Source organism: Pseudomonas sp. Pseusp3 (genome assembly GCF_047304225.1).
GTDB classification, from domain to species: Bacteria; Pseudomonadota; Gammaproteobacteria; order Pseudomonadales; family Pseudomonadaceae; genus Aquipseudomonas; species Aquipseudomonas fluorescens_CD.
In genome coordinates, this window is sequence record NZ_JBGLYV010000075.1 from 15,120 (window position 1) to 28,438 (window position 13,319).

Sequence of the window (13,319 nt, forward strand, 5' to 3'; positions counted from 1 at the left end):
GTGACAAGCGTGGCGGGATTTCGATGGACTCGATGATCACGGCAGCCGCCCAGGCGTTGGCGGCGGGGAACCCGCTGGGCGCACTGGACCGCGTGGCATTGCGCGACGATGCGCCGGCATTGGCCCTGCGCGGTATCGCCATGGCCCAACTGGGCGATCTGGTGCGGGCCAGGGCGCTGGTCAAGCGTGCGCAACGGGCCTTTGCGCCCAGGGAAGTGCTGGCCCGGGCGCGATGCGTGGTGGCCGAGGCCGAAATCGCCCTGGCTTCGCGAGAACTCGGCTGGCCGGTCAAGGCGCTGGAAACGGCGCGGGTCTCCCTTGAACAGCACGGTGACCGGGTCAATGCCGCCCATGCGCGCTATCTGCAAGTCCGCCGTTTGCTGTTGCTCGGCCAGCTCGATGAGGCGCAGCAGTTACTGGCCGAACTCGACCCCGGCCGATTGCCGCCGGCATTGCGTGCAACCCATGAACTGGTGTTGGCGGGTATTGCCATTCGACGCCTGCAATCGAACGCGGCACGGGACGCATTGACGAGGGCCGGGCAGGCGGCCGCTCAAACGGGGATTGCCGCGCTGATGGCTGAGGTGGAACAGGCTGCGCGTCTGCTCAATGCACCCGCGGCACACCTGATTGCCCAGGGTGAAATACGGCCATTGTTGCTCGATGAAGTTGAAGCGTTGTTCGGTTCAACCTCTCTGGTCGTGGATGCCTGCCGGTACGTTGTGCGTGGCTGTGGCATGTCGGTGTCACTCGCTACGCGGCCGGTCCTGTTCATGTTGGCCCGCGCCCTGGCCGAGGCGTGGCCCGCCGACGTTGCGCGGGAAGTGCTGATCGCCCGGGCGTTCCGTTTGAAGCTCTCGGATGAGTCCCATCGCACACGGCTGCGCGTGGAAATCGGCAGGCTGCGTCAGGCACTCAAGCCGTTGGCTGGCGTCATCGCGACGGCGCGCGGTTATGCCCTGCAATCAGCGGTCTGTACGCAGGTGGTGACACTGGTGCAACCGGTCGAGGAAAAGTTTGCCGCGGTCGTTGCCTGCCTCGCCGATGGCGAGTCGTGGTCGAGTTCTGCCCTGGCATTGGCGCTGGGTACCAGCCAGCGCACGGTGCAACGGGCGCTCGATACGCTGGCGGCACAGGGCAAGGTGCAGTGGTTTGGCCGTGGTCGCGCACGGCGCTGGATGACGCCGCCCGTACCGGGATTCGCGACGACCTTGTTACTCCCGGCGCCGCTGCCCGGTGGCTAGGATGAACGCCACCAACCCCCATCGAGGAATGCCAGATGAAACACGCAACTGCTGAAATCATTCGTGAGTATGGCCCGTTTGCCGATGTCGAGCATGTGTGCGGCGTCACCTGGGACGGCGAAAGGGTCTGGTTCGCGAGCAAAGACAAAATCAATGCCCTGGACCCGGAAAGCGGCGAGGTGCTGAGCACAATCGATGTCGCGGCCCATGCGGGCACCGCGTTCGATGGCGAGCATCTGTTTCAGATCGCCGAAGACCGCATTCAGAAAATCGACCCGCATACCGGCGACATCCTCTCGACGATTCCTGCGCCCGGTGCAGGCACCGATTCGGGGCTGACCTGGGCCGAAGGGACGTTGTGGGTGGGCCAGTACCGCGAACGCAAGATTCACCAGATCGACCCCGAGAACGGCAATATCCTGCGCACCATCGAATCCAACCGTTTCGTCACCGGCGTGACCTGGGTGGACGGCGCGCTGTGGCACGGTACGTGGGAAAACAATGAAAGCGAACTGCGCCGGATCGATCCGCAATCGGGCGAAGTGCTGCAGAGCCTGGAAATGCCCGAAGGCGTGGGCGTCTCGGGGCTTGAGTCCGATGGTGGCGAACGGTTGTTCTGCGGTGGCGGCGATAGCGGTCGGGTGAGGGTGGTGCGTCGGCCTTCATGAGCCAGCGATTGTCAGGTGCAACCTGTGTGGGAGCGGGCTTGCTCGCGAAGGCGGCGTGACAGGCGCCATGGATGTTGAATGTGCTGGCCTCTTCGCGAGCAAGCCCGCTCCCACAATGGATCTTCAGCGACCAGGAAAGATGGGTACGGCTCGGTTCACCCACGACTCAGTCGGTTTTGGGGTGCTGATCGTTGATGTCGTACCACCCCGCTTTCGAGCTGACACATACATGCTTTTGTTTGTGGATGCGTAGTGGCGTATCCAGCGTGCCGAGGGCAACTGAAACCCAATCGGAAAACGCTCCTGTCGAGTCAGTCCAGAACAGCGAAGATCCGCAGTGAGCACAGAACTGCCGCGTGACGCCCCTGGACGACTCATACGCCTGCAGCGAATCTGCGCCGGTCATGATCGATAGTGCCGAGGCGGGCGCGCTGGCATAGGTTGCAAACGCAGCTCCGTGGCCCTTCCGGCATTGGCTGCAATGGCAATGGGTGACGGCTTTCAGTTCGGTCGACAGGCCATATTTGATGGCGCCGCAGAGGCAGCTGCCTTGGTGAAACTCATCCATGTAAAGCCATCCTTGTATCCATAGTATTTTTCTGTCCTGCGCTGTTTTCTGCTGGTCGAAATCGGTCTAAAAGCCTGGTTGGCATTTGAGCCTGTTTTGCTATCCTCAAACCTGTAGGTGAAGACGCAGACTGATGCGCAAAAGGATAGCAAGGAGACGTGGGGCGCGTTCCGAAGGGTACACGGTTAGAAAGATCCCCGCGCTGGGATCCAGCCCTTATGCCGTGTGAAGCAGAAGAGTTCCATTACAGTTTCACGGCTCTTTTGTGGGAGGCCTGATAAACCTTGTAAGCCGGAGACCAGCACCGGCCACCTACTTACACTCACCCGCGAAGCCCGCCCAGTGCGGGCTTTTTAATGCCCGCTAGGTGGGCCTGGCCAGTGGCTCAAGGCGCGCCAAACAGCATCGTCCAGTAGACACCGTTGTCGCTGCGTGCGTTGGCGGCGTAAGCGGCACCGACCTGGGTGAACATCGGGTTCATCAGGTTGGCGCAGTGCCCGGGGCTGGCGAGCCAGCCGGCCATGGCCTTGCTCGGTGAACCTTGCCCGGCGGCGATGTTTTCACCGATCTGCCGGCCACGGTAGCCGGCGGCCTTGGCGCGGTCGTAGGGCATGTCGCCGTCGGGGTCCTGGTGGGCGAAATAGTTGCCGTAGGCCATGGCCTTGCTATGGCCCTGGGCGGCGGCGCCGAGGGAGGCGTTCCAGGACAACGGCCGCGCGGCGGCGAAGCGTTGGCGACCACACATGCGCGGCCTGGCCCGGGCTGCATTGACCTGTGCCAGCAACGCCTGGGCGGCACTGCGTGTGTCGCCGGTTTGCCCGTCGAGCACCGGCCTGGCGAGCACCACTTGCCACTCGCTCCCGGCGCGGCTGACGCCGATGTCGGCGTATTGGTTGTCGAGCAGCGCGGCGCAGTGCTCGTCCTGGAACATATCGAACGCCTCTTCGGCGTCCCGTGCACCCACCACGCGGATCGACCGCACCATGGTTGCCTGATAGCCGGAAGCCTTTAACCGGTCCCGCAACCCACCGCCATAGCCAACGGGCAAGGCCAGGTTCGACTTGAGCTTCAGAGGGGACAAACGTTGCGTCGGTCGCCGGTCGCAGCGTTGCGGGTGTGCGCGATAGTCGTTGATGGCGTCGACCAGTTGCCGCTGCCCATCGGCGTGGGCGGGGCTGGCAAGAACGGGGAGCAGGGAAAACAGGCACAGCGAAGAAAAGCGCAAGGCAACGACAGTGTGGCGCATGGACGGACAACTCTGATGAGATGACAACGAAGAAAGTGGGGAAAAGCGCTGGGCTATGACTGGCGCCTCTAAACAAGGTTCACGCCGCAGACGTGTCTATTTGAGGGCGAAGCCTTCAGTCCGACGAAGGGTGTCGACGGGCCTGTATGATGGGACTTTTTCGCCCCGTACAAGGATCAATCCATGGGTTTGAGCAAACGCGATCAGGCGCATATCGAACGCCGTCTGGCCGCCACCCTGACCGAAGCGTGCGAGACGGCCAAAGCGGAAATTGTCGGGTTTCAGTGGCTGACCCATGTCGTCGACTACGCCCGGTATCCGGCCAGCCTCAAGGTGGTTTGGGTCTTCGATACGCAGGCCAACAGGGAGCAGGCGCTGGGCAAGGGGCAGGGCGAACGCATGGTCGAATTCACCGCCATGGCCTTGGGTGAGGCACACGTTCAGGTTGGTCCGGTGGCAGCCCATGTGTTGTTCGACTCGGAAGAAGCCTGCCAGCGGGATAACGCCGGAAACTGGCAGCAACGGCTGTCACGCCAGCGCTAGGCTGGCTGATCGGTATTGACTGAAGCAGCTTCTGTCGCGACGTCCGGGGTTTCGCTCGGTCGCAACCTGAAGCGACAGACGTGCCCGCCACGCACCATGCATTCGCTGTGCTCGACTTCACCGCCGCCCAACGCACCGATCAAGGCCAGGTCCAGTTCGCAGACCACCGGATGGGCAGCGGCCAGGCGGTGGAAGACGCAGTTATGCGCGACGATTTCCGGGGTGCCGGCCGAGCGAAAAAACACTTCGGCTTCGTAGCCCGCCTGGTTCATGTGCTGCACGATCCTGGCTTCATCCACGACCTGTTGTTCACGCTCCAGAGCCAGCTTGCGGCCCATGTTGCGCATCAGCGTGGCCAGGGCATCAGGCCCGATGATGCCCGCCACTTCATCGATCAATACGCTGGCCAGTAGCTGATAGTGGCGAGGGAACTGCTCCCGCGCGTGGTCGGTGAGCCGATACAACTGCTCCGGGCGACGGCCCGTCGGACGGGTGTCGCCGCGCAGTACCAGACCGTCACGCTCCAGCGCCGCCAGGTGTTGGCGGATCGCCGTGCGCGTGACGGCCAGATGTTCAGCCAGATCGTCAATGCTCATGCCGCCCGCATGGTGCAGCAGCGCATTGAGCAGGTCTTGCTGTGTTCGGCCCAGTCCTTCCAGCATGGGGTGCCCTCGCGCGATATCAGAACTTGTCCGGGAATTGCTTGACCAGCGCGCCAGTCAACGCGTCGGCCAAGGCCAGAATGTGCGTACGCATCATCGCCCAGGTACGGGCCTCGCCGGCGTAATCGTGCGCGGCAAACTCATCGATCTGGGCAACGTGGTGACCGCCATGGGCCGACAACATGTTGACCAGTGTGGCTTCAGGCAGATTGGGGTTGGCGGTGGCCAGGAAAACCGCAATCGCCTTGGCATTGCTGGTCAGTTCGGTGACGGCGGCCTGCTTGCCCTTGGAATCTTTGGCCACCGTGGCATCGCTGTAGTGTTTCACCGCACCCCAATGGCCGGCAAGCAGCTTGAGCAATTGATCCGCCGCCGGTTGGCCGTAGAGCGGGGCGATGCTGTTGGCGATTTTGGTCGCGTTGTCGACGACCTGATCCGCCGCGACCTTGGCTTGCTTCTTGTCGGCGGATTGATTGGCCATCGCGTAGTTTCTGATCCAGAAAACGTGTTCGACCCAAAGGTCGCGCAGGGCCAGGCGCGTGGTCAGCGCGGGGCTGTCGGCAGCGGCGGGTGAGGCGGTGGGCGTCTGGCTCCAGACCGGTTGCGCACACAAAGCCAGCAGGAGCAAAGCCAGGGTTTTGATATTCATGACGGCACCCTCTGAGAGTGGGAACATTCGACAATATCAATATAGGCATAAAAATATGTTTTTATTGGATGCTGACAAATTCTCGGATTAACGGTCATGGTCGGTCGCTGGCAGCGGTGCAGTTGATGGGCTCTCTCAGGGGGAGCAGGCGGATGATGACCATTTAAATCCGGCCTATCCCCCCCATCCTTCCTGCACTGCGCGCCGAATACCCTCCAGCAACATCGCAAACGCCGGGTTGTCGTTGTTCTCGCGCCAGATCAGGTGCAACTCACTCTGTACGCCTTCGCCCAGATCGATATCGCGAAACACCACGTTCTTGAACACCACACTGGTCGCGCAACGCGGCACCAGGGCCAGGCCCATGGCGGCGTTGACCAGCGCCAGGATGGTCAGGGACGACCCCAGCCATTGCACATAATCCGGGGCGACGCGGGCCGAGCGCAGCATGCCGGTCAGCAGTTCGTTGAACGGCGGGTAGGCGGCGTGGGAGTACATCAGGAACGGCTGCCCGTCGAGGTCCTGGACCGATACCGTTGCGGCACGGGCCAGGCGGTGCGTGCTGGGCACCGCAAGCACGAACGGCTCGCGCACCAGGCATTCGGTGGAGTAGCCCGGTTCCAGCAACGGCGCACGGGCGATGCCGAGATCGATGCGGCGGGCGCGCAGGGCTTCGTGTTGCTGGTAGGTGTTCATCTCCGACAGGTCGATTTTGACGTGGGGCTGTTTGAGTCGCGCCTCGGCAATGACCTTGGGCAGGAACTCGTAAACCGCGCTGCCGACGAAGCTGATGTTGACCGAACCGATGTCGCCCTCGGCGAATCGGCGGGCTGTCACTGCCGCTTGCTGGGCGCGCTCCAGCAGGTTCTGGGCTTCGATGAAGAAAGCCCGGCCGGCGGCGGTGAGCGCAACGCTGCGGGTGCTGCGGGTGAACAACTCGACGCCCAGGTGGTGTTCCAGCAATTGAATCTGCCGGCTGAGGGGCGGCTGGGTCATGTTCAGCCGTTCGGCGGCGCGGCGAAAATTCAGTTCCGTGGCCACGGTGGTGAAGCAGCGCAGTTGAGTCAGTTCGAACATTGATCTAATCCAGGTATCAATCGAATGCCAAGTTAGATTAGACGGGATCAATGTGCGCGTCCATCATCGGGCCAGGCCTGAAAAATCATCCCTAGAAAAACAATGATCGGGAGTCGCCCCTTGAAAACCCTGCAGAGTCCACCCGACCCGAATGTGCTCGCCCGCGCTGCCGCCAAGGTCAAGCGCCACGTCCTGCCGCTGTTCGTGATCATGTTCATCGTCAACTACATCGACCGGGTCAATATCGGCTTCGTGCGCAGCCACATGGAAACCGACCTGGGCATAGGCGCTGCCGCCTATGGCCTGGGTGCCGGGCTGTTCTTCGTTGGCTACGCGATTTTCGAAGTGCCATCCAACATGCTGCTGCAACGCTACGGCGCCCGCGCCTGGCTGACGCGCATCATGTTCACCTGGGGCGCTGCCGCCATGGCGATGGCCTTTGTGCGGGGTGAAAGCAGTTTTTATGTACTGCGTTTCATCCTCGGAGCTGCCGAAGCGGGCTTCTTTCCCGGCATCATTTACTACTTCACCCAATGGCTGCCGTCGTCCGAGCGCGGCAAGGCCATGGCCATTTTCCTCAGCGGCTCGGCCATCGCTTCGGTGATTTCCGGACCGGTGTCCGGCGCGCTGCTGCACATCGATGGTTTGAGCCTGCACGGCTGGCAGTGGATGTTTCTGATTGAAGGCTTCGCCTCGATCGTGCTGTGCGGTTTCGTCTGGTTCTGGCTGCAATCCCATCCACGGGAAGCGAAGTGGCTGAGCGATGAGGAAAAAGCCGCACTGAGCGCGGCCATCGACCTGGAACAGCAGGCTCGTGACGCCACCCGGACGGTCAAGCCATCGATGTTCAAGTTGCTGGCCGACAAACAGATCGCGCTGTTCTGCTTCATCTACTTTTCCATCGCCCTGACCATCTACGGCGCCACGTTCTGGCTGCCGAGCATGATCAAGAAGATGGGCAACCTCGGTGACTTCCAGGTCGGCCTGTTCAACTCGATTCCATGGATCATCTCCATCGTCGCGATGTACGGCTTCGCCGCCTTGGCCAGCAAATGGAAATTCCAGCAGGCCTGGGTCGCGGTGACTCTGGTGATCGCCTCGTTCGGTATGTTCATGTCCACCACCACCGGCGGTCCGGTCTTCGCTTTCGTTGCCATCTGCTTTGCCGCGATCGGCTTCAAGGCGGCCTCGGCGTTGTTCTGGCCGATTCCGCAAGGCTATCTGGATGCACGCATCGCCGCGGCGGTGATCGCCCTGATCAACTCCATTGGTAACCTCGGCGGCTTCGTAGCTCCGACCGCCTTCGGTTTTCTGGAGCAGACCACCGGGTCCATCGAAGGCGGCCTGTACGGCCTGGCCGCCACCTCGCTGGTGGCCGCCATCGTGATCTTCTTCGCTCGCACCGCCCCGCGTGGCGATGCCCTCCGTGCGCTGACCGGCGAACCAGCCGAAGGCGCAACCGCAAAAAAGCCAATCAGTCATCAAGCCCTGAAATCTGATCCAACGGGAGCCGCCTCTTGAAAATCAAACGAGTCACCGTCACGCCCATCGCCTTTCGTGATCCGCCTTTGCTCAACGCCAGCGGCATCCACGAACCCTTCGCGCTGCGTTCGATCATCGAGATCGAGAGCGACAATGGCTACATCGGCCTGGGTGAAAGTTATGGCGACGCTCCGGCGCTGGCGATCCAGCAACAACTGCAAACCCAACTGATCGGCCTTGACCCGTTCAACCTGAATCAGTTGCGCGCCATCGTCCAGGCCACGGTGGCGGCGAATAAACCGGCGAGCATCGCCGGTGCCGAATTGGCGCCGGGCTCTCATGCCAGCAAAGCGGTCAGCAATGCCTATTCGGCGTTCGAAGTGGCATTCCTGGATTTGCAGGCACACTCGTTGAATGTGCCCCTGGTGGACTTGCTGGGCGGGGCCATCCGCGAGGAGATCCCGTTCAGCGCCTATCTGTTCTTCAAGTACGCGCAACACGTCGATTCACCCTACAAGCCCGACAACTGGGGCGAGGCCCTGAACGAAGAGCAGATCGTTGCCCAGGCGCGGCGCATGATCGAGGCCTATGGCTTCAAGAGCATCAAGCTCAAGGCCGGCACGCTGGCGCCGGAACACGAGGTGTCGTGCATCAAGGCGCTGAAAAAGGCCTTCCCCGGTTACCCGCTGCGCATCGATCCGAACGGCAACTGGTCGCTGGAAACCTCGATCCGCATGGCCGAATTGCTCGGTGACGACCTGCAGTATTACGAAGACCCGACGCCGGGCCTGGAGGGCATGGCCGAACTGCACAAGCGCACCGGCTTGCCCCTGGCGACCAACATGGTGGTCACGGATTTCGACGAGTTGCGCCGCAGCGTGGCGCAGAACAGCGTACAGATTGTCCTCGCCGACCACCATTATTGGGGTGGGCTGCGTGACACCCAGGCGTTGGCGAAAATGTGCGAAACCTTTGGTCTTGGAGTGTCGATGCATTCGAATTCGCATTTGGGCATCAGCCTGATGGCTATGGCGCATGTCGCCGCTGCGGTGCCGAACCTGGATTACGCATGCGACACCCATTACCCCTGGCAAGAGCCGGACGAAGAGGTGATCAAGGGTGGCAAGCTGCCGATTGTCGAAGGTTGCGTGAAAATCACCCGCGCCCCGGGCCTGGGTCTGGAGCTGGACCACGACCAGTTGGGCAAGCTGCATGACCAATACCTGACGTGCGGCATTCGCCAACGAGACGACGTGAAGCAGATGCAGCGATACAAACCGGAATGGACGGCGGTCAAACCGCGTTTTTGATTGCGTGTAGTGTCCTTTGGTCCGGGAAAGCGTGGTCGCGCTTGCCTGGACCTTTTTTCCAACCCAGACCTCCTGCCTGCTACAACCCATCCCCCAGCGCCTTGAGGTACTCAGGGCTTTCGCTGATCGAGTTATGCCCCGTACCCGGTATCACCTGCAGCGACGCGACACCTTTGGCGAAGTGCGTATACAAACGCTCGGTACTCGAGCGCGGAATCACCTCGTCATGCTCGGCGGCTATCACTACCGTCGGCACCGTAATGCGGGCGGCGTACTGCCAGGACTGGTATTTGTCCTTCAACAGCCAGCGCACCGGAAACCAGCGGAACTGACGGGTGGCGAGCTCTTCGAGGCTGTTGTAGGGCGTGATCAGCACCAGCCGTGCCACCGGGCGGTGGCTGGCCAGGCGCACGGCGACCCCGGAACCCAGGCTGCGTCCGACCACCGCCACATGCGGATGGGTGGCATGCACCTGGTCGAACAAGGCGAGGGCATCACGGGCGATAGCCTCTTCCGAAGGCGAGCCGGAACTCCCGCCATAGCCACGGTAATGCAGCAGGTACAGCGCATGGTCAGGGAACGCTTGCGTGAACCCGGGCAGGTTGCGCGAGACGTCTTCGGCATTGCCGCCGAAATAAATCAGCGCGTCGGGGCCCTCGTGAGGCCGAATGGTGACCAGCACCCGTGCGTCGGCGATCGGCAGTGTGAGCAGGGTAGCGGCTGTGCCAACGGCGCGCGGCTGCGGGTAATAAATCAGCGCCCGCTGAAACACGAACAGCGCCACGCATAGCGCCAGGTACAGCGCAGCGACGATGACGACGAGTAACACCAGGGTGCGCGACATTCGGCTAACGTTAGTGGGCGGCATTGACTGCTCGGGGTTCGAAAGTGGCTGGCGCCGCAAGGCTTTCTGAGTGTAGTCAATCGACCCTTGGCGCGGGTTATCCGGGTTGTCGGTGCAACATGTCTGATCCGGGCGACTGGTGAGAAGCGTTTTATGAGCCATCCTGTGGGTTACACCCGTAGAGAAATACTCACGCTGGCTGCCGGTGCTTCGGCGGTCTTCACGTTCGGTCCGGCGGGATCTCAACCCGTGCCGTCGACGGGAACAGGAGGCGAGACCATGCAGACCCGTGCCATTCCTTCCAGCAAAGAGTCCTTGCCGATCGTAGGATTGGGCACTTATCGCGGATTCGATGTGGAGCCTTCGCAACCGGCTTACAAAGACTTGCCCGCGGTGCTGGACGCGTTGTTCGACAAGGGTGGCAAGCTGATCGACAGTTCGCCGATGTACGGTCGCGCCGAACAGACGGTCGGCGAACTGCTGTCGATCCATGAGCCGCGCTCGCCGGCGTTCCTGGCCACCAAGGTGTGGACCCGGGGGCGCGAAGAAGGCATCGCGCAGATGGAACAATCCTTTGCCCTGTTGCAGACCGACCGGATTGACCTGATGCAGATCCACAACCTGCTGGACTGGCAGATTCACCTGCCGACCCTGCGCCACTGGAAGGAAGAAGGGCGCATTCGCTACATCGGCATCACCCATTACACGGCGTCGGCCTATGAAGAAGTGGAGGCGGTACTCAGGGCCGAGCCAGTGGATTTTTTACAGATCAACTACGCCCTGGATGATCGCGGTGCCGAGAAGCGCCTGCTGCCGTTGTGCCGTGAGCTTGGCGTGGCGGTGATCTGCAATCGGCCGTTCGGCGGTGGCGACTTGCTGGCCAGGCTGAAGGACAAGCCGCTGCCAGGCTGGGCGGCGCAAGTCGGGGTCAAGAGCTGGCCGCAACTGGCGCTGAAGTTCCTGCTGTCGCATTCGGCGGTGACGTGCGTGATTCCGGGCACCGGCAACCCGCGCTACATGGCGGAAAATGCCCGGGCCGGTTTCGGCCCGATGCTGACCGATGCCCAGCGTCAGCAACTGATTGCACTGGTGGGGTAGCGACTCTGCCAACGGAGCCCGGCGAGTCCCGGAACCTCTCCTATACTGTCTCGCGACCATGCCGTTGAAAGCGTATTCGTTGCCCTGACGGCGTCCCTGTCCATCACTGCAAGGAGATCGAACATGGCTATCCGCATTGGCGATGAAGCACCGGATTTCACCGCCGAAACCACCGAAGGCACCCTCAACTTTCACCAATGGATCGGCGACGGGTGGGCCATCCTGTTTTCCCACCCCAAGGATTTCACCCCGGTGTGCACCACCGAACTGGGGTACCTGGCCAAACTCAAGCCGGAATTCGACAAGCGCAACACCAAGGTCGTCGGCCTCAGCGTCGACCCGGTCAGTGATCACCACCGTTGGGTCGGTGACATCGCCGAGACCCAGGGCAACGCGGTCAACTATCCACTGATCGGCGACGAAAACCTGGTGGTCGCCAAGCTCTACGACATGATCCACCCCAATGCCAGCGGCGGCGCGCGCACGGCGGTGGATAACGCCACGGTGCGTTCGGTGTTCATCGTCGGCCCGGACAAGAAGGTCAAGGCCATGCTGATCTACCCGATGAGCGCCGGGCGCAATTTCGATGAAGTGCTGCGCCTGCTCGATTCCCTGCAACTGAATGCCAAACACACCGTCGCCACGCCAGTGAACTGGCGGCCGGGTGAAGACGTGATCATCCCGACTTCGGTGTCTGACGAAGATGCGAAGAAGAAGTACCCGGATGGCTTCAAGACCCTGAAGCCGTATCTGCGGACCGTGGCTCAGCCGAAGTAACTGCGCAGGTCTCAAGATCGCCTTCGCGAGCAAGCCCGCTCCCACACTGGATCTGCGTCGTACACAGAGCCAATGTGGGAGCGGGCTTGCTCGCGAAGAGGCCGGCCCTGCTACCCTCAAATTCTGGTCAAACCAGATACTTTTTAAACCACCCCAACGTTCGTTCCCACGCCAGTTTCGCCGCCGCTTCGTCGAAGCGCGGTGTGGAGTCGTTGTGGAAACCGTGATTGCAGCCCGGGTAAATGTACGCCTCATAGGTCTTGCCCCCAGCCTTCAACGCTTTCTCAAAGGCCGGCCAGCCTTCGTTGATCCGCGTATCCAGTTCGCCGTAGTGCAGCATCAGCGGAGCCTTGATGCGGGGCACGTCCTCGGCCGCTGGCTGGCGACCATAAAACGACACTGCGGCACCCAATTCCGGATAGGCCACGGCAGCGGCGTTGGTCACGCCACCGCCGTAGCAGAATCCGGTGATGCCGACTTTTCCGCTGGCGGCAGGGTGTTTCATCATCCATTCGACGGCCGCGAAAAAGTCGTTCATCAGCTTTTCCGGGTCGACCGTGGCCTGAAGTTCTCGGCCCTTTTCGTCATTGCCCGGATAACCGCCGACCGAACTCAGGCCGTCTGGTGCAAGGGCGATGAAACCGGCCTTGGCCAGCCGCCGGGCGACATCTTCAATGTACGGGTTGAGCCCGCGGTTTTCGTGCACCACCACCACTGCCGGCACTTTGCCGGTGGCCTTGGCCGGACGCACCAGATAACCGCGAACCTGGCCGTGGCCCTTGGGCGACGGGTAGGTGATGTACTCGGCAACAATCTCCGGATCGGTGAACGAGATCTGTTCGGCCAGCGCATAGTTGGGGCTCAGCGCGGCGAGCAGGGCGCCGGCGGTCATGCCTGCAAAGGCAAATAGCGCCGCTCGATCAAGAAACTCCCGACGGTCGATCTTGCCGTGGGCGTAGTAGTCGTAGAGTTCCAGCAGTTCGGGGGCAAAGTCTTTCGCAGTTAGACGGGGCATTGCTGCAACTCCTCTCGGCTGGTTTAACACAGCCCCCTTGTGGGGGGGGGGGGGGGGGGGGGGGGGGGGGGGCGGGGGGGCGGCGGAGGGGGTGGTCCTGTGCTAGAGCGACAGGAGGAGGGGAGCGCAACCCCCG

General features: G+C 62.0%; 14 protein-coding genes. 7 read left to right on the top strand and 7 right to left on the bottom strand.

The genetic code is table 11. From position 1 onward, the window contains the following. Nucleotides 1–23 precede the first annotated feature (23 nt). On the top strand, nucleotides 24–1,244 hold the full coding sequence (locus tag ACCD00_RS22170) for a helix-turn-helix domain-containing protein (protein ID WP_413427549.1): 1,221 nt from the start codon (nucleotides 24–26) through the stop codon (nucleotides 1,242–1,244). A gap of 35 nt (nucleotides 1,245–1,279) precedes the next feature. Continuing rightward, the gene (locus tag ACCD00_RS22175) at nucleotides 1,280–1,912 is read left to right on the top strand and encodes a glutaminyl-peptide cyclotransferase (protein WP_413427550.1); all 633 of its coding nucleotides are present in this window, start codon (nucleotides 1,280–1,282) and stop codon (nucleotides 1,910–1,912) included. 166 nt (nucleotides 1,913–2,078) lie between these two features. On the opposite strand, the gene ACCD00_RS22180 is transcribed toward ACCD00_RS22175, so the two are convergent. Both ACCD00_RS22180 and ACCD00_RS22185 read right to left on the bottom strand, forming a co-directional pair. Further along, nucleotides 2,079–2,480 (bottom strand): GFA family protein, encoded by a 402-nt coding sequence (locus tag ACCD00_RS22180; protein WP_413427551.1) that lies wholly within the window; start codon nucleotides 2,478–2,480, stop codon nucleotides 2,079–2,081. Nucleotides 2,481–2,865: 385 nt separating this feature from the next. Beyond that, nucleotides 2,866–3,726 (bottom strand): CAP domain-containing protein, encoded by an 861-nt coding sequence (locus ACCD00_RS22185; protein WP_413427552.1) that lies wholly within the window; start codon nucleotides 3,724–3,726, stop codon nucleotides 2,866–2,868. Nucleotides 3,727–3,909: 183 nt separating this feature from the next. Between ACCD00_RS22185 and ACCD00_RS22190 the strand changes: the two genes are divergently transcribed. Beyond that, entirely contained in the window at nucleotides 3,910–4,269 is a 360-nt protein-coding gene (locus ACCD00_RS22190) for a hypothetical protein (protein WP_413427553.1), read from the top strand. Here ACCD00_RS22190 and ACCD00_RS22195 read toward each other — a convergent pair. From ACCD00_RS22195 to ACCD00_RS22205, 3 genes are all read right to left on the bottom strand, one after another. Then, nucleotides 4,266–4,931 (bottom strand): helix-turn-helix transcriptional regulator, encoded by a 666-nt coding sequence (locus ACCD00_RS22195; protein ID WP_413427554.1) that lies wholly within the window; start codon nucleotides 4,929–4,931, stop codon nucleotides 4,266–4,268. The two genes, ACCD00_RS22190 and ACCD00_RS22195, sit on opposite strands and share 4 nt — an antisense overlap. 19 nt (nucleotides 4,932–4,950) lie before the next feature. Next, the gene (locus ACCD00_RS22200) at nucleotides 4,951–5,580 is read right to left on the bottom strand and encodes a hypothetical protein (RefSeq protein ID WP_413427555.1); all 630 of its coding nucleotides are present in this window, start codon (nucleotides 5,578–5,580) and stop codon (nucleotides 4,951–4,953) included. Between the two features lie 174 nt (nucleotides 5,581–5,754). Then, the gene (locus ACCD00_RS22205; protein WP_413427556.1) at nucleotides 5,755–6,657 is read right to left on the bottom strand and encodes a LysR substrate-binding domain-containing protein; all 903 of its coding nucleotides are present in this window, start codon (nucleotides 6,655–6,657) and stop codon (nucleotides 5,755–5,757) included. Between the two features lie 120 nt (nucleotides 6,658–6,777). Here ACCD00_RS22205 and ACCD00_RS22210 point away from each other — a divergent pair, with 120 nt between their 5' ends. Beyond that, nucleotides 6,778–8,178, top strand: a complete 1,401-nt coding sequence (locus tag ACCD00_RS22210) for an MFS transporter (protein ID WP_413427557.1) — start codon at nucleotides 6,778–6,780, stop codon at nucleotides 8,176–8,178. Then, entirely contained in the window at nucleotides 8,175–9,449 is a 1,275-nt protein-coding gene (locus tag ACCD00_RS22215; protein WP_413427558.1) for a glucarate dehydratase family protein, read from the top strand. Before ACCD00_RS22210 ends, ACCD00_RS22215 begins: the two co-directional genes overlap by 4 nt. A 79-nt stretch (nucleotides 9,450–9,528) precedes the next feature. On the opposite strand, the gene ACCD00_RS22220 is transcribed toward ACCD00_RS22215, so the two are convergent. Then, complete coding sequence (locus ACCD00_RS22220) at nucleotides 9,529–10,317, bottom strand: alpha/beta hydrolase (RefSeq protein ID WP_413427559.1); 789 nt, start codon at nucleotides 10,315–10,317, stop codon at nucleotides 9,529–9,531. A 129-nt stretch (nucleotides 10,318–10,446) separates the two neighbouring features. Between ACCD00_RS22220 and ACCD00_RS22225 the strand changes: the two genes are divergently transcribed. Together ACCD00_RS22225 and ACCD00_RS22230 are read left to right on the top strand one after the other, a co-directional pair. Further along, the gene (locus ACCD00_RS22225) at nucleotides 10,447–11,391 is read left to right on the top strand and encodes an aldo/keto reductase (RefSeq protein WP_413427560.1); all 945 of its coding nucleotides are present in this window, start codon (nucleotides 10,447–10,449) and stop codon (nucleotides 11,389–11,391) included. A gap of 123 nt (nucleotides 11,392–11,514) precedes the next feature. Further along, nucleotides 11,515–12,168 carry a peroxiredoxin gene (locus tag ACCD00_RS22230; protein ID WP_413427561.1) on the top strand — a complete coding sequence of 218 codons (654 nt, stop codon included), beginning with the start codon at nucleotides 11,515–11,517 and terminating at the stop codon, nucleotides 12,166–12,168. A gap of 127 nt (nucleotides 12,169–12,295) precedes the next feature. On the opposite strand, the gene yghX is transcribed toward ACCD00_RS22230, so the two are convergent. Beyond that, a complete protein-coding gene (gene yghX, locus ACCD00_RS22235; RefSeq protein ID WP_413427562.1) occupies nucleotides 12,296–13,183 on the bottom strand; it encodes a YghX family hydrolase in 888 nt (295 codons plus the stop codon). Between the last annotated feature and the right edge of the window lie 136 nt (nucleotides 13,184–13,319).

Coding starts and splice junctions, on each gene's coding strand:
- yghX (WP_413427562.1), bottom strand. CDS start 13,183: ATGCCCCGTCTAACTGCGAAAGACTTTGCCCCCGAACTGCTGGAACTC.
- ACCD00_RS22175 (WP_413427550.1), top strand. CDS start 1,280: ATGAAACACGCAACTGCTGAAATCATTCGTGAGTATGGCCCGTTTGCC.
- ACCD00_RS22180 (WP_413427551.1), bottom strand. CDS start 2,480: ATGGATGAGTTTCACCAAGGCAGCTGCCTCTGCGGCGCCATCAAATAT.
- ACCD00_RS22195 (WP_413427554.1), bottom strand. CDS start 4,931: ATGCTGGAAGGACTGGGCCGAACACAGCAAGACCTGCTCAATGCGCTG.
- ACCD00_RS22170 (WP_413427549.1), top strand. CDS start 24: ATGGACTCGATGATCACGGCAGCCGCCCAGGCGTTGGCGGCGGGGAAC.
- ACCD00_RS22230 (WP_413427561.1), top strand. CDS start 11,515: ATGGCTATCCGCATTGGCGATGAAGCACCGGATTTCACCGCCGAAACC.
- ACCD00_RS22185 (WP_413427552.1), bottom strand. CDS start 3,726: ATGCGCCACACTGTCGTTGCCTTGCGCTTTTCTTCGCTGTGCCTGTTT.
- ACCD00_RS22200 (WP_413427555.1), bottom strand. CDS start 5,580: ATGAATATCAAAACCCTGGCTTTGCTCCTGCTGGCTTTGTGTGCGCAA.
- ACCD00_RS22220 (WP_413427559.1), bottom strand. CDS start 10,317: ATGCCGCCCACTAACGTTAGCCGAATGTCGCGCACCCTGGTGTTACTC.
- ACCD00_RS22205 (WP_413427556.1), bottom strand. CDS start 6,657: ATGTTCGAACTGACTCAACTGCGCTGCTTCACCACCGTGGCCACGGAA.
- ACCD00_RS22190 (WP_413427553.1), top strand. CDS start 3,910: ATGGGTTTGAGCAAACGCGATCAGGCGCATATCGAACGCCGTCTGGCC.
- ACCD00_RS22225 (WP_413427560.1), top strand. CDS start 10,447: ATGAGCCATCCTGTGGGTTACACCCGTAGAGAAATACTCACGCTGGCT.